Annotated in this window: 15 protein-coding genes; 7 read left to right on the top strand and 8 right to left on the bottom strand. The window is 59.5% G+C overall.

Features of this window, described 5'->3' with window-relative positions; genetic code table 11:
* The first annotated feature begins 233 nt into the window (after nt 1–233).
* Nucleotides 234–1,406 carry a Fic family protein gene (locus AB5202_RS05305; RefSeq protein WP_368143667.1) on the top strand — a complete coding sequence of 391 codons (1,173 nt, stop codon included), beginning with the start codon at nt 234–236 and terminating at the stop codon, nt 1,404–1,406.
* 312 nt (nt 1,407–1,718) lie between these two features.
* Here AB5202_RS05305 and pyrE read toward each other — a convergent pair whose 3' ends face one another.
* Nucleotides 1,719–2,402 (bottom strand): orotate phosphoribosyltransferase, encoded by a 684-nt coding sequence (gene pyrE / locus AB5202_RS05300; RefSeq protein WP_161145429.1) that lies wholly within the window; start codon nt 2,400–2,402, stop codon nt 1,719–1,721.
* Nucleotides 2,403–2,839: 437 nt separating this feature from the next.
* Here pyrE and mgtA point away from each other — a divergent pair, with 437 nt between their 5' ends.
* Nucleotides 2,840–5,608 (top strand): magnesium-translocating P-type ATPase, encoded by a 2,769-nt coding sequence (gene mgtA, locus AB5202_RS05295; RefSeq protein WP_368143668.1) that lies wholly within the window; start codon nt 2,840–2,842, stop codon nt 5,606–5,608.
* 187 nt (nt 5,609–5,795) lie between these two features.
* Here mgtA and AB5202_RS05290 read toward each other — a convergent pair whose 3' ends face one another.
* The gene (locus tag AB5202_RS05290) at nt 5,796–7,331 is read right to left on the bottom strand and encodes a helix-turn-helix transcriptional regulator (RefSeq protein WP_368147488.1); all 1,536 of its coding nucleotides are present in this window, start codon (nt 7,329–7,331) and stop codon (nt 5,796–5,798) included.
* A gap of 385 nt (nt 7,332–7,716) precedes the next feature.
* Here AB5202_RS05290 and AB5202_RS05285 point away from each other — a divergent pair, with 385 nt between their 5' ends.
* The 4 genes from AB5202_RS05285 to AB5202_RS05270 all read left to right on the top strand — a co-directional run bounded on the left by AB5202_RS05285 (nt 7,717) and on the right by AB5202_RS05270 (nt 12,016).
* Nucleotides 7,717–8,454: a DUF4428 domain-containing protein gene (locus AB5202_RS05285; RefSeq protein ID WP_368143670.1), complete on the top strand. Its 738-nt coding sequence runs from the start codon at nt 7,717–7,719 to the stop codon at nt 8,452–8,454.
* A 24-nt stretch (nt 8,455–8,478) separates the two neighbouring features.
* Complete coding sequence (locus tag AB5202_RS05280) at nt 8,479–9,801, top strand: hypothetical protein (RefSeq protein WP_368143671.1); 1,323 nt, start codon at nt 8,479–8,481, stop codon at nt 9,799–9,801.
* 48 nt (nt 9,802–9,849) lie between these two features.
* Nucleotides 9,850–11,091: an SPFH domain-containing protein gene (locus tag AB5202_RS05275; RefSeq protein ID WP_368143672.1), complete on the top strand. Its 1,242-nt coding sequence runs from the start codon at nt 9,850–9,852 to the stop codon at nt 11,089–11,091.
* Between the two features lie 82 nt (nt 11,092–11,173).
* Nucleotides 11,174–12,016 carry a hypothetical protein gene (locus AB5202_RS05270; RefSeq protein WP_368143673.1) on the top strand — a complete coding sequence of 281 codons (843 nt, stop codon included), beginning with the start codon at nt 11,174–11,176 and terminating at the stop codon, nt 12,014–12,016.
* 111 nt (nt 12,017–12,127) lie between these two features.
* Here AB5202_RS05270 and AB5202_RS05265 read toward each other — a convergent pair whose 3' ends face one another.
* From AB5202_RS05265 to AB5202_RS05250, 4 genes are all read right to left on the bottom strand, one after another.
* A complete protein-coding gene (locus tag AB5202_RS05265) occupies nt 12,128–12,748 on the bottom strand; it encodes a response regulator (protein ID WP_195919558.1) in 621 nt (206 codons plus the stop codon).
* Nucleotides 12,745–14,238, bottom strand: a complete 1,494-nt coding sequence (locus AB5202_RS05260; protein WP_368143697.1) for a sensor histidine kinase — start codon at nt 14,236–14,238, stop codon at nt 12,745–12,747. Before AB5202_RS05260 ends, AB5202_RS05265 begins: the two co-directional genes overlap by 4 nt.
* A gap of 2 nt (nt 14,239–14,240) precedes the next feature.
* A complete protein-coding gene (locus AB5202_RS05255) occupies nt 14,241–16,040 on the bottom strand; it encodes a histidine kinase N-terminal 7TM domain-containing protein (protein WP_368143674.1) in 1,800 nt (599 codons plus the stop codon).
* Nucleotides 16,041–16,266: 226 nt separating this feature from the next.
* Complete coding sequence (locus tag AB5202_RS05250; protein WP_368143675.1) at nt 16,267–17,697, bottom strand: 6-phospho-beta-glucosidase; 1,431 nt, start codon at nt 17,695–17,697, stop codon at nt 16,267–16,269.
* Nucleotides 17,698–18,162: 465 nt separating this feature from the next.
* On the opposite strand from AB5202_RS05250, the gene AB5202_RS05245 reads away from it, so the two are divergent.
* Nucleotides 18,163–19,269: an ATP-binding protein gene (locus AB5202_RS05245; protein WP_368143676.1), complete on the top strand. Its 1,107-nt coding sequence runs from the start codon at nt 18,163–18,165 to the stop codon at nt 19,267–19,269.
* 196 nt (nt 19,270–19,465) lie between these two features.
* Here the strand turns inward: AB5202_RS05245 and AB5202_RS05240 are convergent, their stop codons facing one another.
* Both AB5202_RS05240 and AB5202_RS05235 read right to left on the bottom strand, forming a co-directional pair.
* On the bottom strand, nt 19,466–20,110 hold the full coding sequence (locus tag AB5202_RS05240; protein ID WP_368143677.1) for a DUF4867 family protein: 645 nt from the start codon (nt 20,108–20,110) through the stop codon (nt 19,466–19,468).
* Nucleotides 20,111–20,245: 135 nt separating this feature from the next.
* Complete coding sequence (locus tag AB5202_RS05235) at nt 20,246–20,734, bottom strand: S-ribosylhomocysteine lyase (RefSeq protein WP_099432485.1); 489 nt, start codon at nt 20,732–20,734, stop codon at nt 20,246–20,248.
* Between the last annotated feature and the right edge of the window lie 137 nt (nt 20,735–20,871).

Raw genomic sequence — 20,871 nt, 5'->3', positions numbered from 1 at the left:
TGGCTTGGCGTCAGCATGCCGCGATTCGGTCGCACGGAGAGCATTTCCCAGTTGACAAAACTATAGGAACACCCCCCTGTACCAAGCCGAGCTCCATGGTCAAGTAATAACGACTTCTCATCATTAGATTGTTTACATCAATTCTAATAACTATTTAATCCTTAAACTCGTTATTAGAATTGATATGATTGGCCTAATAACGAGTTTCCGGCACTAAAGATATGGAGGGCGCGATGCAAATCGAGGAGAACGGCCAGGGAACGCTCCGCAATAATCTATCGGGGAAATTGGCTTACTATTCGTTTTTTCCAACGCCCTTGCAATCATTGAGGCAGCTAAACCTCACCGAGGAAACCTATCGCACGCTTTCCGCATGCTCACGAAAGCTTGGAGAGCTTGAAGGCATGCTCTACTTTGTTCCCAACGCCGATATGTATCTGACAATGTACGTGCGCAAAGAAGCACTCCTTTCTTCGCAAATTGAGGGAACCCAGTGCACGTTTGACGACCTACTTAGTCCATCGCAAACACAACTCCATCATAAAGATGTCGCAGACGTCGTGAATTACGTCCGTGCTGTCGACCGCGGCGTAGAACTGCTCAAAAAGATGCCCTTGTGCACGAGACTTCTTAGGCAAGTTCATGCGGTCCTGCTGGACGGAGTGCGCGGAACGGAGAAGAATCCAGGCGAGCTGCGCTCCTCACAAAACTGGATTGGCCCCTCAGGCTGCACCATTGCAACCGCATCGTTTGTCCCTCCAAACATTGAAGATTTGAGTAACACGCTCCAGGACCTCGAACGCTTTATCAATGAGCCTCAAGTCGAAATGGATCCGATTGTGCGGGCGGCGCTCGTCCATTACCAATTTGAAACTGCCCATCCATTCCTAGACGGAAACGGTCGCCTGGGCAGGCTTCTCATTACACTTATGCTCATCAATGATGGCGTTCTTCATTCTTGCTTGTTCTATCCATCGTTCCAGTTCAAGAAAAATCGAAGCGAGTACTACCGGCAACTCACATCCGTAAGGGAGAGAGGCACTTACGAGGAATGGATAGAGTTTTTCTGCAACAGTCTTCTCGAAAGTGCGAAGGACTCGGTAGGGTCTTTAAATAACCTTGTTGACCTCCATAACCGTTCCACAGCAACCATTACCGAAAATCTCGGAAGGACTGCTGCAAACGGGCAAAGGCTGTTGGGCATTCTTGAAGAGCACCCCATCGTCGACACCGCATTCATCGCTGCCCAACTCGATATCGGCAGGAGTACCGCGAGCTCGCTCGTCAAATCATTTGAAGAATTGGGTATCCTCCGTCCGCTCGACGAGTCAAGACAGAGATACCGGCAGTACGGGTATGAAGAGTATCTTTCGATTCTCAGGGAAGACGCCGAGCCGATTAGATAGGCATCGCAACCCAGGCAAATTAAAGCGAGCGCGGATAATCTCCCACTTTGAGCCCGCACACAGGCCAAAAACGGGAGATTATCCACGCTCATTCCTGAGTAGTCATTTATGAACGTCCCCAATGACTACCAATGACTACCACGGCAACGCCGATGTTTTGGCAACGCCAGCGAGCGGGTCGCATTTGAGACAAGGTGACGTGAAACGAAAGGGCGCTGACCTTCTGGTCGCGCCCTTGAAGTTGAACGTCAGATTGTCCAAATGCGGCCCGCGCAGCGTCGACCGGTTACGGCGTTTGGTAAAACGCCGTAACTACTCCTGAGCTCCGTACTGCTCGTAGTAGGCGTCGATGGCGGTCTTGAGCTCGTCATCGATGACGACCTTGCCGTCGATCTCGTGGTTATAGAGGGTCTCGACGACCTCGGCCATGGAGACGATGCTCGCGACGGGGAAACCGTACTTGGCCTCGATCTCCTTCTGCGCGGTGGTCACACCGCCCTTGCCGACCTCCATGCGGTTGAGGGACACGATCAGGCCCTTGATCTCGACATCGGCAGCAGCCTTGACCTTGGGATAGGTCTCGTCGATGGACTTGCCGCTGGTGGTAACGTCCTCGACCATGACCACACGGTCGCCGTCCTTGGGCTCATAACCCAGCAGGTTGCCCTTATCGGCACCGTGGTCCTTGGCCTCCTTGCGGTCGCAGCAGTACTTGACCTCCTTGCCGTACAGCTCGTGGTAGGCAATTGCGGTCACGACGGCCAGCGGAATACCCTTGTAGGCCGGTCCAAACAGCACATCAAAGTCGTCGCCAAAGTTATCGTGGATGGCTTGGGCGTAATACTCGCCCAGCTTCTTGAGCTGATAGCCCGTCACGTAAGCGCCGGCGTTCATAAAGAACGGGGACTGACGGCCGCTCTTGAGCGTAAAGCTGCCGAACTTAAGAACGTCGGACTCGACCATAAACTTGATGAACTCTTGCTTGTAAGCCTCCATGCGGGCTCCTCTCGTAATCGCGTACGTGCCTTCCAGTTTAGCGCAGGCGAAGCGTCGATGCGGGCGCGCTTTGGGGCCACGGCATTCTGTAAAGGCTTTGTCAGGGGAAATGGTTTTCCGAACAATGGGGTTGACATGTCAAACCCCCTCATCAAGAATGCGGGCGGATTAAAAAGGGGTACGAGATACCCAAAGCGCGCTGCGCTCAGCCTTTAGGAGGTGTGCCATGGAAGGCAGTCCTAGTCGAAAAACCTGCATGTCGCCCTCGGCACGCCGCGAGGACTCCGCACACGCATAAACGCCACCGGCAGATCGCCAAAACCACCACAAAGGCGCGCTGCACCCTTTGTGGGCTCAAGAGCTTGACGTGAGCGACATCTAGGTTTTTTGAAGCAAATACGACACGTACGCTAACTCCCCTCAACAAGGAGGACCCTATGCTGATGCTCAAAACCGTCACGGTACTCGAAGCCATCTCCAAGCGCCGCCGCACGGCGCGCCCTGCCGCTCATACCGGCCTATCCAAGAACACCATATTCGCCGCCACCCATAGTGCCGAGGACGCCCTCGTACTGCTTGACGCCACGGCAAACGGCCTCACCGTCGAGCAGGCAACTGAGCGCCTGAACGCCGTCGGCCCCAACACCATCGAGGCAACGACCAAAACGCTCGCCCGCCGCATCGCCGACGCGTTCATCGATCCCTTCGCCGGCATCCTCGCCGCGCTCGCGCTGGTCTCGCTCTACATCGACGTGCTCGCCGTACCCGAGCCGCAGCGCGACCCCTCCACGGTCATCGTCATCGGCATCATGCTGCTGGTATCGGGCGGTATGAAGTTTATCCAGGAAGCCCGCAGCGGCAATGCGGCCGAGGCCCTTAAGGACCTGGTCTCCAACACTTGCACCGCCCTGCGCGACGGCGGGCGCATCGAGATCCCCTTCGACGAGCTCGTCCCCGGCGATGTAATCCGCCTCTCTGCCGGCGATATGGTGCCAGCAGACGCCCGCATCATCACCGCGCGCGACCTGTTTGTGATCGAGTCCGCACTCACCGGCGAGAGCGAGGCCGTCGAGAAGACCACCGCCGTCACCGTCGTCGAGGGCGCCGACGGCTCCGCACTGCCACTCTCTGCCTGCAAGAACATCGTCTTTACCGGCACCTCCGTGCAAAACGGCGCCGCCATGGCGCTTGTCGTTGCCACCGGCTCGGACACCTACCTGGGCGGCATCGCCAAGATGCTCAACGGGCGCGGCGAAAAAAGCGCGTTTGACCGCGGCGTCTCGAGCGTCTCCATGCTGCTGGTGCGCCTGATGCTCGTTATGGCGCCGGCCGTCTTTGCCATCAACGCCGCCACCAAGGGCAACGTCATCGACGCGCTGCTGTTCGCCACGAGCGTGGCCGTGGGCATCACGCCGCAGATGCTTCCCGTCATCGTGACCACGAGCCTGTCGCAGGGCGCCAAGGACCTCGCCCGTCGCCAGGTTATCGTCAAGGAGCTGCCGGCGATTCAAAACCTCGGAGCGATGGACGTCCTGTGCTGCGACAAGACCGGCACCCTCACCGAAGACCGCATCGTGCTCGAGCGCTATCTCAGCACCGACGGCAACGAAGACGCACGTGTGCTGCGCCATGCGTTTTTGAACAGCTTCTTCCAGACCGGCCTCAAGAACCTTATCGACCTGGCCGTAATCGACCGTGCCGATGTGACACCCTCGACCGTCGCACCCGATTCCATGCTGGGCCAGAGCCTGCGCGACCGCTATACCAAGGTCGACGAGGTGCCCTTCGATTTCTCGCGCCGTCGCCTGAGCGTAGTTGTAGCCGACGCCCAGGGCAAAACCCAGATGGTTACCAAGGGAGCTGCCGAGGAAATGCTCGAGATCTGCTCCTTTGTCGAGATCGATGGCATCGCTCAGCCGCTCACCGACGAGAAGCTCGCCCAGATTCGCAAGCAGATCGCCGGACTTAACGCCGAGGGCCTACGCGTAATTGCCGTGGCGCAGAAGACCAATCCGCGCTGCGTGGGCGAGTTTGGCATCGCCGACGAGTGCGACATGGTGCTGATGGGCTTTTTGGCCTTCCTCGATCCGCCCAAAGCAAGTGCCGCGGGCGCCGTCGCCACCCTCGAGGCCAAGGGCGTGGCGGTCAAGGTCCTAACCGGCGACAACGACCGCGTCGCCGCCACCGTCTGCGAGCAGATTGGTATCGATGCGAGCAACGTCTTGCTCGGCTCCGAGATCGATGCGCTCGATGACGCCGAACTTGCCGAGCGCGCCGAGAAAACCCACCTCTTCGCCAAGCTCTCGCCGCTGCAGAAGGCGCGCCTGGTACGTGTCATGCGCGAGATGCTCGGCCACACCGTGGGCTTTATGGGCGACGGCATCAACGACGCCGCCGCCATGCGTGCGAGCGATTGCGGCATCTCGGTCGATTCAGCCGTCGATATTGCCAAGGAATCCGCCGATATCATCTTGCTTCAGAAGGACCTGGGCGTGCTCGAGCGCGGCATCATCGAAGGCCGCCGCACCTACGGCAACCTGCTCAAGTACCTCAAGACCACGGTGAGCTCCAACTTTGGCAATGTGCTGTCCGTGACCGTCGCGAGCCTGTTCTTGCCGTTTTTGCCCATGAGCGCCCTGCAGCTGGTACTGCTGTCGCTGGTCTACGAGATCGTGTGCATCGCACTGCCGTGGGACACCGTCGATGACGCCTGGACTGCCCGCCCGCGTGCCTGGGACGCCGCGTCCATCAAGGGCTTTATGCTCGAGCTGGGCCCCGTGAGCTCGCTGTTTGACATCGTGACCTTCGCCGCGCTCTTCTTTGTCGTGTGCCCCGCCGCCGTGGACGCAAGCTGGTCCGAGCTTGCCGCCGCGGGCGACGTCGCGGGTATGGCGACCTTTGCTGCGCTCTTCCAGAGCAGCTGGTTTGTCGAGTCCATGTGGTCGCAGACACTCGTGGTCCACATGTTGCGCTCCCCGCATCTGCCGAGCCCGCGCGACCACGCCGCGCCCGCATTGTGCGTTCTTACCGTGCTGGGCCTGGCGCTCGTCACCTGTCTGCCGGCAAGCCCCATCGCCGATGCACTGGGCCTCATGCCGCTGCCGACGAGCTTCTTCGCGCTGCTCATCGGCATCGTCTCTGCCTACATCGCGCTCACCCAGCTGGCAAAGCGCCGCTACATTGCCCGCCACGGCGAGCTGCTGTAGCAAGTAGACGGAAAACACCCTGCCAGCTGCCGTTGCCACTACCACAGCTGCCAGCGCCCCTGCCGCTGCCGTTGCCTCTGCCGCCGCCGCAATCTATCCCCTCAGCAATTGCGGTGAAATAGTTCCTGTTTAAAGCCTCGTGACTTTAATTTAGGGACTATTCCACCGCAACTTATTGGAGGATTAGCTAGTCCTTGGGCGTCCAGGACCAGAAGAAGTTGATAAGGGCTACACGCGAGGCGGTACCGGCCTTTTTGTTGATCGAGGAAATGTGGCGGTAGAGCGTGGAGCGCGAAAGAAAGAGCGTTGTGGCGATGTCCTGAACGCTCTGGTCCGAAACGACCAAGACCTCAAGAATATCGCGCTCGCGCTCTGTAAGCCCAAAGGTGGCGACGAAAGCATCGAGGCGTTCATCGGACGTGAGCTCCGCTGCCTCCACGGGCTCGGGGTCGGAGCATGTGGGCGCAAGATCCCCACCAAGATCGTCGGTGGCAAGCGGCAGTCCGTCCCGCATCGCGGCATCATCGGCTCGTTGCCCCAACTGCCCCAGCAGCGTAATCGCAATGCCCACAAACATCACGAGCGCCGCACCGACCGCAGCCAGCACATTTTGACTCGAGATAATCGCCACTGCCGGCGCCGTCACGAACATCGAGCACACGTTGTTGACGACGCGACCCATGCACGGCCAAAAATATGACCAGCGCGCATAGAGCGAGACGGCGGCATATTTTGTGGTAAAGAACACCACGAAAAAGCCCGAGCCCAGATAAAAGATGATCGTGGCAGCAAGCTCGTTGCCGCCATTGCCATCGACGATGAGCACAAAGAACGAAAGCGTGGACAGTATGGCGGCACACGTCATGCCGATATTCATATACGAGCGGCCGTGCAGGTCAAATAGTGCGCCAGCGACCAACGAGCTCACGACAAGCAGCAGGCGCGGCCAATCGCCCAAATCGACGGCTCCGACAGCATGCAGGGTCGTGAAGCCCGCGTTGAGAGCGGCGAATACGCTGGAAAGATACGCCGTCGCCACGGTCAGGCGAACTACGGCGCGACGGAATGCCGCCTTTGCCTCGGGATCGTCATGCCACTTGGCGCCATATTCCAGAGCATCTACCGAAAGCCCGGCAGCACTGGGTTCAAAGTTGGGATCGGACTCGTCGCGCAGCTTGGCGCGTCGGGCACCGTGGAGCAACGCCACCTGCGCGATCGCACAGACGACCAGAACAGCCTGCTGAGGAATGCCGACAGGCATCACCATGTGGTTGAGAACCTGCACCAGAACGCCCATGGCGTAAGAAAGTGCGGCGGCGCGCGCCAAGCAGGGCGTTCGCGCAAAGCGCCTCGCAAAATTTGCATGGGCAGTCGATCCGCAGTAGCCCAGCGCGCAGCACGCCACCAAACCGCCGGCAATTACCACCTCAACCTGAACCGCCATAATCAACAGCAGCAATGCCGCCACCAGCAAAACGCCCGTGACGTCACTCGTTGCGTCGATAGCATGGGGACGGCGATAGTACAGAATGGGACGCACAAAAAAGCCAATCACGCTCGCGCCGATGACAAGGCTCTCATAAATAACGACCTCGTTCGGAGACACGAACTCGGCCATGCGCACATCAAAAAGATACTCGCACGCCAAAAACGTGAAGAAGAACAGCGCCAGGCATATAATCTCCCGAATGCCCCGACGCAAATATGCGGTTGTGTCTCCCATGCCCCTCATGGTTAACCCCCAGCTGCTCAATTGTCTGGAAATCTATTTTAATAAAGAACCAGTCTCAATATCGAAGCCAGGCTCGAAATGTTGCCAATTCGACCCCAGCCGTCCACATCACGCCGCGATTTTGAGCCGCATGGACCAGAAGGGACGCGCGCGATCTCTAGCTCGGCCAGGAGTGTCTCCAACTACCACTCATTTAAGTACGTCCCCAATGAGTGGCCCCGCGACTAGTCGTTTGAGAACGTCCCCAACGACTAGTCAAAAAATGGGCCATGTGTCCCAGTTGTGGAGACTCGTTGAGCCGTCTGGGTATCGTGAAAGATTGCCTGCTCCCCCATCATCAAAAGTGACACACGCTACCAGTTGATGGGAGGCAGCCATGGGCTTCTTTGACAAGATGTTCGAGAAGAAAGAGTGCGCGATTTGCGGTACCGAGCTGGGACTTTTGGGAAAGACCAAGATCAACGAAGGCTACCTGTGCAAAGAGTGCGTCGGCAAGCTCTCCCCCTTCTTTCACGGCTATCGTTCCAGCACCGCGGACGATATCCGCGAGCAACTCGCCTACCGCGAGGTCAATGCCGAGCGCCTGGCGTCGTTCAACCCCACGCGCACGCTCTCTGCCGGGCGCACCAACATCATGCTCGACGAAGACGCGGGCCTGCTGATCATTACCTCGCAGAGCCGCTGGCGCGACGCCAACCCCGACATTATCGAGTTCTCGCAGGTACTCGGCTGCGATATGGATATCGACGAGCATCGCACCGAGATTTATCGCGAGACCAAGGACGGCGAGCGCGAGAGCTACAACCCGCCGCGCTACGACCTGGATTACGACTTTAACTTGACCATCCACGTCAACACGCCGTACTTTACCGAGATCAACCTGCGCGTGAACGACTCCACCATCGATCAGCGCGGTTCCATCGAATACCGCGAGGCCAAGCGCCAGGCAACCGAGGTCCGCGACGCGCTGGTGCAGCTGCGTCAGGAAACGCGCGACAGCGTCGTGGCCGCCAAGGCCCCCAAGACCGCGGTCACCTGCCCCTTCTGCGGAGCCACCACCATTCCCGATGCCAGTGGGCGCTGCGAATACTGTGGCGGCGCCATCGGCGCATAGCCTCCGGCACGGAAAGGACCGATCATGGCCTTCGAGAGCGTTAACTATCAGTGTCCCGCGTGCGGCGGCCCCCTTCACTTTGCCAGTGCCGAGCAAAAGCTCGTCTGCGACTACTGCGATTCGCGTTTTGAAGTCGAAGAAGTCGAGGCCCTCTATCGCGAGCGCCAGGACAAGGCAGATGCCAAAGCCGATGCCGCAGCCGCGGCCCCCAAGCCTGCTGTCGACGATGCCGTGCAGGAGCTGGCTCAAAACGCCGGCTACATCTGCTCGTCGTGCGGCGCCGAGCTCGTGTCCGACGGCACTGTCGCCGTCACCACCTGCCCGTACTGTGGCAACTCCGCCGTGGCACCCGGCCAGCTCTCGGGCGACTTCTCACCCGACCTGGTGATCCCGTTTAAGCTCGGGCGCGACGATGTCATGGCCGCACTCAAGGAACACTACAAGGGCAAGATCTTGCTGCCCAAGAGTTTTGTCACCGGCAACCACATCGACGAGGTCCAAGGCGTTTACGTGCCGTTTTGGCTTTACGGCGCCCGCGTGGACGGTGAAGTGTGCTTTGATGCGACCAACGAGACCGTAACCGAGGAATCCGACCGCACCGTCACGACCACCGACCACTACGACGCCTACCGTAAGGGCAATATCTCGTTTGAGCGCGTGCCCGTCGACGGATCGTCCAAGATGCCCGACGGCCATATGGACGCCATCGAGCCGTTTGACTACGACGCGCTGCGCCCGTTCTCGGTCGCCTATATGCCCGGCTACATCGCCAACCGCTACGACGAGGATTGCGAAACCTGCAAGGCGCGCGCTGAGCGTCGTATGGAAGAAAGTACGATTTCGGCCCTGCGCGAGACCGTCGTCGACGAATACGATGATGCCACGGTCGAAAGCAAGCAGCTCGACTACACCTGGGAAGACAGCGACTACGCCCTGTTCCCCGTGTGGATGCTTTCAACCTCGTGGAATGGCAAGAGCTACCTGTTTGCCATGAACGGCCAAACCGGCCGCATGGTCGGCGAGCTTCCCTGCTCCAAGCCAAAGCTCGTCATCGCCTCGGTGCTGTTCTTTGTGATCGGGTTTGTCCTCTCCCAGATTCTCTTTATGGGTGGGAATGCCTTCGATCCGGACTACCTCACCTTTGATGTCGAGGGCATCCTCATCAACATCGTCGCGCCGTTGATCATCGTGGTCATCGCAGACGTGCTGCTGGTAGGCCAGCTCAAGACGGCCAACGAGGCAACCCACGCCGACTGCTACTGTGGCGAGCTCGACCTGACCGAGAAGCACGACACCTTCAGCCACACCGAGACCACCGTTGTCATGAAGGACAACAAGGACGATTAGCCATTCTGACCAATACCACCCGGCCTTTGACGAGAAAGGAAGATCACCATGGGACTCTTGAAAGCTGGATTGGGAGCTGCCGGCGGCGTCATGGCCGACCAGTGGAAGGAATTTATCTATTGCGAATCGATGCCCGCTGACGTCTTAGCCTGCAAGGGCAGCAAGCGCACCGGCGGTCGCAGCTCCAACACGCGCGGCGAGGACAACGTTATCTCCAACGGCTCCGTCATCGCCGTCAACGACGGCCAGGGCATGCTCGTGGTGCAAAACGGCAAGATCATCGAGGTCGCGCTGGAGCCTGGCGAGTTTGTCTTTGACACCGGCAGCGAGCCGAGCGTCTTTAGCGGCAACCTGGGCGACTCCATCAAGGAGACGTTCGCCAATATCGGCAGCCGCTTTACCTTTGGCGGCGACGCGGGCAAAGACCAGCGCGTCTACTTCATTAACACCAAGGAGATCATCGGCAACAAGTACGGCACCGCCTCGCCTGTACCCTTCCGCGTGGTCGATAACAACATTGGCCTGGATGTCGACATCTCCGTTCGCTGCAACGGCGAGTATTCGTACCGCATCACCAACCCGCTGCTGTTCTACACCAACGTGTGCGGCAACGTGACCGATAGCTACACGCGCGATAAGATCGACAGCCAGCTTAAGTCCGAGCTGCTCACCGCCCTGCAGCCCGCCTTTGCCAAGATCTCGGAGATGGGCATTCGCTACAGCGCCATCCCCGGTCACACCGCCGAGCTCGCCCGCGCGCTCAACGAGGTCCTCTCGGCCGACTGGCGCGACCTGCGCGGCGTCGAGATCGTGAGCTTTGGCGTCAACTCCATCGCCGCCTCGCAAGAGGACGAGCAGATGATCAAGGACCTGCAGAAAGCCGCGGTCATGCGCGATCCCACCATGGCGGCAGCCAACATTGCCAGCGCCCAGAGCGATGCGATGCGCGCGGCAGCGGCCAACCCCAACGGCGCGATGGCCGGCTTTATGGGCATGGGCATGGCAGGTGGCATGGGCGGCATGAACGCCAGCCAGCTGTTCGCCGCCGGCCAGGCACAGCAGCAGGCCGCCCCGCAACCGGCTCCGGCGCCCGCCCCCGCACCGGCTCCCGCCGCCGCCCCCGCGGCCGGTACGTGGACCTGCAGCTGCGGCGCCACCAACACCGGCAAGTTCTGCCCCGAGTGCGGCAGTCCCGCACCCGCCCCGGCACCGGCCAAGTGGTTCTGCCCCAACTGCGGCAGCGAAAACGGCGGCAAGTTCTGCAGCAACTGCGGAACGCCCCGGCCCTAACCCCTCTATCTGGTAATTGGCGGGGGGGGTCCGCCACCCCCGCATTTGCTTCTATGGGCTTTCACACAAGAAGGAGGACACCATGAAGACAACGTTCAAAAAGTCCGTACTCGCATTTCTGACATGCGTCCTGGCGCTCGCCTTTGCCCTGACGGGCTGCAGCGGCGGCGGCAAAGACCCCAAGGCCAACTTCGTCGGCAGTTGGCAGTACTCGGGTGGAACCTTGGACGGCGAAGAGCTCACCGATGAGTACATGGATATGCTCAAGGAGTGGGGCCTCAACTGTATCCTGATCCTCGACGAAGACGGCACGGGCGTCCTCGACATGTTCCTTGAGGTCGCCGACCTGAAATGGGAGGCCAAGGACGCCACCACCGTAACGATTACCGCCGAAGATGAGTCGCACGACCTGAAGCTCAAGGACGACAAGCTCGTCCTCGAGGTGGACGGCGACAAGCTTATCTTTACGAAGTCCGACAAGGATCTGTCCGGTACGGTGAAGAAGGATCGCGAGGCGGCCGAGAAGGAAGAGGAGATCGATGAGGCCGTCGAAGACGACGACGTCCAGAGCGTCGAAATCTCCCCCGCCGTCACCGTCGCCGATGACGATCTGTGCACCATCACCATCACCGAGAAGTTCAAGGACGACTGGGGCGACATCGGCTTTGTCGTCAACATCACCAACAAGAGCGACAAGGACCTGACCTTCTACGCTCCTTCCGGCAAGACCAACGTCAACGGCACCATGAAGGAACCCTGGTTCTCGGCTCACCTGATGCCCGGCACCAACGCCACCGAGGAGTTCACGTTCTCGAGCGGCGAACTTGACAGCCTTGACGACCTGGTCAACACGACCATCGGCATCGACGCCTACCTGACCGATTCCTACGAGGACGTCGCTTCCTACACCGCGACCATCGCGTAACGGCACGTAACATCAGCCGCGGATTGGCGGACACATCCGCGCACTTGCCAGGCGGGGCCGCAGGAGTTGATCCTGCGGCCCCGTCGTTTTTATGCCGATGCGTAACGAGCGCTAGCGCTCCATATTGGGAACGATGCTGCCCTCGGTCACCGCATGCACGGCCAGGCGCATGATGTTGTCGTAGCCGGTCTTGCTTAGGATCTCCGAGATGCGGCGCTTGATGGTGCCCTCACTCATAAACAGCTCGGCCGCGATCTCGCGGCGGCTCTTGCCCTCGCAGGCAAGGCGCAAAATCGACAGCTCGACATCGTCGAGTGCCGCCGTACCCGAAAAAATGCTCTCGGGCGGCTTGGGAAACGTGCAATAGCCCGCCAGCGTGGAGCGCATCACGGCGAACAGCTCGTCGATACCGACGTTCTTGTACACAAAGCTATCGACGCCCGCCTCGCGGGCCTGATCGACAAAGGTGATTTCGGGCATGCCGGTCATGATAATGATGCGGCACTCGGGCAGTTGCTCCTTGATGCGCGCCGCCGCCACGATGCCGTTGGAATCATGCTCGGTGCATACGTCCATCAGTATCATGTCCGGGCGCTCCTTGAGCGCGACGCCCAAGGCCTCGGAGGCATCGGCGATGGCGGAAACAACGGTCATATCGGGCTGGTCGCCAACGGAGCGCGCCAGGCTCTCGCGCAGGATGGCCTGGTCTTCGACAATTAACACGCGGATCATGAGCTTCTCCTCCGAACAGCAGCGTTGGGCGTAAGCGGAATGGTTACCGTAAGCGTAAAGGGCGGGGCGGCGTGGACCTCTAGGCTGCCACCCAGATCTTGCGCGACATGCCTCATACCTGGGATACCCGTTCCCTCGCGATACGATACGGGGGCCGGGGACCCGTCGTTAGAAATCGTCATGCGCGCGACGGCGCCAGCATCCGCCCCCTCCTGCCACAGGCGCACATGGACCTGATGGGCCTGTGCATGCTTGGTGGCATTGGTCGAGGCCTCGCGGATAATCTGCAAAAATGCGGCGGCGACACGCGCGTCCTCAGGCAGCGCACCCTCAACATCGATCTGCACACTCACCAGACCAAAAGCATGGACGATATCTCCCAGTTGCTCTGCCGGTTCGGTGTCGCCCCCGCTGCGCAGATCGGCAGCAATTGAGCGCAGCAACGGATCAATCTGCTCGATCGACTCATCGTCCAGACGCCCCTCCTCCAAATAGCGATGAAGAATGGACAGGCGCTGCCCGATCACGTCGTGCACGCGAGCGCGCATACGCAGATAGGCCGCGTTGTCGGCAACTTTTTTGACTTCTTCGATCTGGGCTTGGAGCTCTTGGCCCGCAAGCTCAAGCAGGTGGTTGGCTTGCGCCAGGCGGTCATGAGCATGCGCGTACTCTGTCACATCAAGACCGATAATGCGCTCGAACGAACGGCCCGAAACCATAACACGATCGCGCACAAATAGGCGAATCTCGGCGGGAGAGACCTCGACCACCGCACGCGCCCCACCAAAGCGGTCCAGATTAATCCTCACACGGTTTCTGCTGCTTTCGGGCATTTGCATGCTCAGTTTGCGCAGGTCGATCCACGTGCCGCTCATGTCGCCTAGGTCGGTGGGCATATGAAGTTCCACCAGGTTTTTGCGCATGCAGCGGTTCATGAGCAGCGGACGGCCCCTCGGGTCTAGATACAGGATGCCCACGGGAATCACGTTGATGGTCTCGATCGTCGAGAACATGGTGATATCCTCCTGGCGGTTGCGGACGTCCATCAAGAGCGCCGCGATGGAACGGAACAGGAAGAACGCTCCCTCTGCGATAAGGACAACGGTCCACGCCGAGCCCATGGCAAAAACCACCGGTGGTGTAACGGCGACAACAAGCAGCAGCTCGACCAGCATGACGGGGCGACGATAGTGCACCATAAGTACCACGCCATAGGCAAAGATCGCGGCATTGAGCCACAACGCTCCGCCCATTGCCCTGGCGCAAACGTCAAGCGGCGCCACCAGATACGAGCCAGACGACGCGAATAAGATGAGCGCCGAAATCATCAGGTGAAGCACAAGGCTCGCCTCGTAGGCGCAAATCACCTTACGGTTATAGGACGAGCGGCGCGATGCGATGAGCGGGACGTGGATCGTCTGCAGACACGCAGCCAGGGCAAAGACAACATCGAGCGCAACAATTTGGGGAAGGATGAGCGAAATCTGCATCGTCACTCACCCGCCCTCGGCATCAAGACGATCATGCGCAGCTGGCCGGGCTCGCCCTCAAAGCGGTATGCCACGTTGCGCCCTTGCAGAGCGCTTTCGAGCTCTTGCGCAGCGGGCGTCTGCGAAAGATCTTCATCATCGTTGGAAAATAACGTGGCACGCAGCTCGACACTGCATCGGTCATGGTCGCCCAAGTGATACATAAGCGCCGGATGGTCGGTGGTGTAGGCAAAAAACGCAAAGTCGTACACGCAGTCGTACAGGGCGCTTACCGTACTGGCGTGCAACGGGCGCCGTATGGCGATAATCGAGGCGCAATCGATATCGATGGTGCGCAGGTCGCTTGCGAGCTCGTTGGCAATGAGCTGAATACGGTCGCGATCAAAACCGCTCTCCCCGTGCTGCGCCAACGTGAGCGACCCCTTGCGCTTGCAATAGGCGACGAGCATCTTGGCGCGCTGCAGCATGCGGTAACGCTCGTGCGAAGACGCTTCGTCGGTCAACGGCGGCAGCGAGCTCAGCAGGTCGTACATCCCTTCGAGCGCGCGGGCAAGCGCTTGGTCCACGTCTTGGACCAGCAAGGTCTCGGCTTCTTGATCTGCCAAATGCGTCTTAAGGTCGTAGTCGGCGGCGAGCAGCTCGTTTTGACGCTGCAGCTCCATGCGACGATGTGCCAGTTCACGGTTAAGCTCGTTGAGCTCCGACACGTCTTGGGCAAGCAGCGCCGATCCACCCAGCAGCGGAAAGGCGCGATACATTACATCGGGATCGGACGCCACGGCAAAGGCATGGGCGCGGCCGTGCTCCTGGGTCCGCAACTCCTCGCGCACGCCTACCGGCATTGGCTTTGACACCGGCGTGGCATAGACCTCCTGCAGGTCGCGCGTTAGAACTTTGAGGTCGAGCGGTAAGGTGTCGAAGATGCCGGCGATGTCGTGATACGACGGAATGACACCGCAATCGAGACAGATTTCCATCGCCACCACGCACAGGACGCAATAGACGAGCGAAAAGTTGAGCCTCCATGCCCAGGGCACGCGCAACGCATACGAAATGGCAAAGAATGCGCCACCCAGCAGTACGAGCGCCGCCGTGCCCGAGAAACGCTGGATGCGAAAGGATGAGGACCGACCAACCAGGATAAAAAAGGCCACGAAGTCAAAGGCCGTCCACACGAGGACGGCGAAATAACCCCAGCCGTACGTGTAATCGTTGCTCCAGGTGTCGCTTGTGCGGTCAAAGCGAAAGACCTGCTGGTGAAAATCGTTGATGAGCACAAATCCGATAAGCAGGATGGCCACAATCCACAGCGCAGCGCAGTAGCGGCGACCCAGGCGGTGTTGTTCCAGGCCTGCAAGGCGCAGACCACACAACTGGTAGAGCAGCGGAATGAGCGTCATGGGCACGTAGTACAGGTACCACAGCTCGGTGGCATAGAACGGCGTGAACGACTTGTACTTGAGAATGACTTCGATCATCCACAGGGCGCAGATGGTGGCGATGGCAACAAGGCGGCGGCGCAACACGTAGTCCAAACAGCGCAGATAGACCGATACGCCCCAAATCGAAAATACAATTGCGGCGACAAGCAACGGGAGAGAGCTCGAATGGACGAGCGCATCCACGACCTCTTCGGACGCCTCGCTATAGGCAGGCACGGCGTTAGAAAGTTTGGGTTCGAAGGCGAACAGCGCCGGCAAGACTGCCAAAAGCATGAGGAACAGCGCGGTGATGGCGCCGGCGATAGCGAAGACGCGGTGACGGTACACCTGATGTGTTATGCCAACAAGGAATCGCGGCATGGCGAAGAGCCTGCCACCCCTGGGATCCGCCACGGGTGCGGATCGGGCGGCCGCATGGCCAGTATGTCGCTCGCGGGTACCCATAGTGCTTTTAGTGTACCGACAGATGGGTCGAAAAAGCGGGCCGCATGTCCCAAAATCCGCAGACGGCAAGGCGCCCGGCAAGCATTAACTGCTCGCCGGGCTCCTTGGTCAGGAGGCTATGAAGTTGAGTGTCTCAGCTTCCTTAGGAAAGGTCCTCACCATTAGAAGCGATAACCTTCTTGTACCAGTCGAAGCTCTTCTTCTTGGAGCGCTTGAGGGTGCCGTTGCCGGCGTCGTCGCGGTCCACATAGATAAAGCCGTAGCGCTTGGACATCTCGCCCGTGCCGGCCGAGACCAGGTCGATCGGGCCCCAGGTGGTGTAGCCCAGCAGGTCAACGCCGTCCTCGGTCACCGCATCGCGCATCGCGGCAATATGCTGACGCAGGAAGTCGATACGGTAGTCGTCGTTGATGGAACCATCCTCTTCGACAACATCCTTGGCGCCCAGACCGTTCTCAACCACAAACAGCGGCTTCTGATAACGGTCGTACAGGTCGTTGAGCGTAATACGGAAGCCCAGCGGATCGATGGCCCAGCCCCACTGGCTCTCCTGCAGGTAGGGGTTCTTGGCGCCGGCGAAGGCGTTGCCCTGGGTGCGCTCGACATCGGGGTTATCGGCACCGGCGGAGCAACGGGTGCTGTAGTAGCTAAAGCTGATGAAATCGACGGTGTTGGCGGCCAGGATCTCGCGGTCCTCGTCGGTCATGCCCACATCGATACCCAGACGCTCGAGCTTCTTGACGGCATAGGCCGGGTAGTAGCCACGGCTCTGAACATCGATGAAGAAGTAATTGTCCTGATTGTCGAGCTGCGCCTGGCGCACATCGCCCGGACGGCAGCTGTAGGGGTAGTAGCTACCTGCGGCGAGCATGCAGCCGATCTTGACCTCGGGGTCGATCTCGTGGGCAATCTTGGTTGCCCAAGCGCTGGCGACGAGCTCGTTGTGAGCGGCCAGGTACTCGACAGCCTCCTTGTTCTCGCCCTCCTCAAAGACCAGGCCGGCACCCATAAACGGCAGGTGCAGAATCATATTGATCTCGTTAAAGGTAAGCCAGTACTTCACCAGACCCTTATAGCGGGTGAAGATCGTGGTCGCGAGGTTCTTGTAGAAGTCGATGAGCTTGCGGTTGCGCCAGCCGCCATACTCCTTGATGAGGTGAATCGGGCAGTCGAAGTGCGTGATGGTCACGAGCGGCTCGATGCCGTGCGCCTGACACTCGCGGAACACGTCCTCGTAGAAGGCCAGGCCAGCCTCGTTGGGCTCGGTCTCGTCGCCGTTGGGGAAGATGCGGGTCCACGCCAGGCTCATGCGGAAGGTCTTAAAGCCCATCTCGGCAAAGAGGGCGATGTCCTCCTTGTAGTGGTGATAGAAATCGATGCCGGTCTGCGCGGGATAGTAATAGCCGTCCTCGAAGTCGAGCATCTTGCGCTGGCCGGAGACCACCGCATAGCGCTCGGGGCCGTGCGGAGCCACGTCCACGTTGGCCAGGCCGCGGCCGTCCACGTTGTAGGCGCCCTCGCACTGGTTAGCAGCCGTCGCGCCGCCCCACAGGAAGTCTTTACGGAAAGCCATGCATCAATCCTTTCATACGCCGCTTGTCGTGGTTTCAGTATCCCCGCAAATAGGGCCTCGCCCAACGACAGCGGCGCAGGTCGACACTTCTTTTCGCACGCGGGCGCTCGGCAGCCGCCCCCGTCTGACACTTTTTGATACCCGCCTGCCCAAACCACCACAAAGGGGACAGGCACCTTTGTGGTGGTTTGGGCCCGTTTTGTCTCGATCTGTAACAGGTAGGCCGCCAAAACCGAGCCTGGTGTTACAGATTGAGATTTTCGGGCGGCCCTCTACGGTTTGTCTCGATCTGTAACAGGTAGAGACGATTTAGCCCGCTAGATGTTATAGATTGAGACAGAAGATTCTAGTCGCAGGCGATGTCGAGGTTCTTGCCGATGAGGCCTACGTAGCCGCCTTCGCCGGCGGGATATTTGACTGAATAGGGAAAAAAGGAAAAAATAGGAAAAAAAGGAAAGGAGACTCATGACTGAAACCATCTTCTCCCCCTCATTTGGAAATCGCCCGTCCTATCTGGTGGGGCGCGGGAGCGTGATTTCGATATTCATCTCCGGCCTTGAGCAGGAGCCGGGCAATCGAGACCGGGCTATGCTCATGCTCGGCCAGCGAGGCAGCGGCAAAACGGTTCTGCTGTGGGAACTTGCCGATCGCGCACGCAAGCTCGGCTTTGTTGTCGCCACGCCCACCGTAGCCTCCGAGGATATGCTCGAGCGCATTGTTGAGAAGATCCAGGAAGCGGGCGAGCCCTACGCCAACAAGCATCGTCTCCCCAAACTTGCGGGCGGCAGCCTGAGCGTCTTCGGCTTCTCAGCCGGCCTTGAGTTCACGCGCGATGTGCAGGAAACCAAAAGCTTCCAGTTCAAGCTCACGCAGCTGGCGCGCAAGCTGACCGAGCAGGGACACGGCATCCTCATCCTCATCGATGAGCTCCAGGCCAATTCGCCCGAGATCAGACAGCTCGTCACCGCCTATCAAGAGCTGGTCGGCGAGGGGCTCAACGTCGCGCTCGTCATGGCGGGCCTCCCGGGAGCAGTCTCCGCGACACTCAACGACCGCGTACTGACATTTCTCAACCGCGCACGCAAGGTCACGCTCGAACCGCTTTCAGTCGGAGATGTCGATGCCTATTATCAGCGGGCTTTCGAAGAGCTCGACCTTGATATTCCAGGCGATCTTCGCCTCCGTGCCGCTCGCGCAACCCAAGGCTCGCCCTATATGCTGCAGCTCATCGGCTATAACATCGGCAATCGCTGCAAGACAGGAGAACACGTAACGCCAGAGCAAGTCGACGGAGCTATCGAAGCGTCAAAAGCCGATTTCGAAAACGATGTTTGTGAAACGACGCTCGCCGCGCTATCGGACCAAGACGTCGCGTTTCTCGACGCAATGACTGATGACGAAGACGCCGTTTCGCGCATTTCCGATGTAGCGAAACGTATGTCAGTCACACCCGACTATGCGCAAAAGTATCGCCGGCGCCTCATCGACGCCGGCGTAATCGAACAGGCGCGCCGCGGTTACGTGCGTTTCGCCGTTCCATATATGGCTGACTATCTGCGCAGCCAACTCTAGGCAGCCACCGCAATGGGGACAGGCACCTTTGTGGTGGTTTGGGCCCGTTTGTCTCGATCTGTAACAGGTAGGCCGTCAAAACCGGGCCTGGTGTTACAGATCGAGATTGTTCGGTCTGTCCCCTGCAGTTTGTCTAAATCTGTAACAGGTAGAGACGATTTAGCCCGCTAGATGTTACAGATCGAGACGGAAGATTCTAGTCCACGGTGATGTCGAGGTTCTTGCCGATGAGGCCTACGTAGCCGCCCTCGGCAGCCTTGGGGCTGTCGGCGTGGCAGAGGACCCACTTGTCAGCCTTCCAGTAGCAGTAGCTGTCGCCGGCCGCAGGCACGTCGGCTGCAGCCTCGGGGCGCGGGCCGTTGGTGCCGGCGGGCAGCGCCACCATCACCTGGAAGCCGCCGTCGTCGACCATGCAGGGCGTGTAGTGAAGCGTGGTGTTGAAAACCTCAACAAGCGTGCCGGCCGGCACGCGGAACGCCTTGACGCACGCGGTATCGAGCTTGCCGTCCTCGATCTCCCAGCGATGCGCCACGAGCAGGATAAAGTCGCGGGCGCCCAGGTTGAACTCGCTCGCGCGGTGGTACTCCAGGCAGTTGAGACGCGTGTTGTGGCCGTTGCACCAGCCCAGCTGGAAGGGACGACCGCCAAACATGAGAAAGCCCAGCTTATCGGCATCCATGACACCCTCGAGCTCGGGCGCGGAGGCCACATACTTGCTGCCCTCGGGGATGGGCGTGGAGGCAAGTGCCTCGAGCACGGGCGACGTAAGCTCGGACGGAACGTTATCCCAAACGTTGCCATAGGACTTGAACTCGGGATCAGAGACAGAGTAGATATGCATGTTCGCTCCTGTTCGTTTGTGTGACAGTATGAACATTCTAGAACAATCTCATTCTGTTTTGAGCACTCGGTATAAAAAAGCGCTCCGCAAAGAGCGGGAGCGCTTCTGGCGCAAACGCTATTCCTGCCAGCAGCCTTACGCCTGCTGATAGTGCAGGTGCTTCTCGTCGATATCGGCCAGGTCGCGGTCAAGGTAGCGGCGTGCGAGCCAGTTTGCCATGGGGAGGTTCTGGTCCAGGTAGTTACCGCACTCCTCAGGAGCAGCACCGGGGACATCGCCCTCAAAGCTGGCGACAAACTCGAACAGCTCACGCACGAGCGGCAGAATCTCCTCGCTCGTCAGCTCACCAAAAACAACCAGGTAAAAGCCCGTGCGGCAGCCCATGGGACCAAAGTAGACAATGCGGCTCGACCACTCGGCATGATTGCGAAGGAACGTGGCACCCAGGTGCTCGATGGTGTGGCACTCGGCCGTGTTCATGACCGGCTCCTTATTGGGCGTGGTCAGGCGCAGGTCAAAGGTGGTGACGGCGGCGCCGGTCGCCGGATCGCGGTCGATGCGGCTCACATACACGCCGGGCTCGAGCAGCAGATGGTCAACGGAAAAACTCGCGATACGCTCCATGGCAGATCCTCTCGGTAGTTAAATTGGGACGGGGCTCTTTTAGCTGGTTCGAATGGTCGCACCAATCATACCAGTCAAAAAAGCCCCGTCCCAAATGAGCTACCCGGGACGGGGATCAATGAGTTTTAAATCCCCGT

Origin of the sequence: Collinsella aerofaciens (genome assembly GCF_040915545.1) — a bacterium.
GTDB lineage: Bacteria > Actinomycetota > Coriobacteriia > Coriobacteriales > Coriobacteriaceae > Collinsella > Collinsella aerofaciens_BE.
This window is presented reverse-complemented; position numbering and strand designations above follow the sequence as displayed.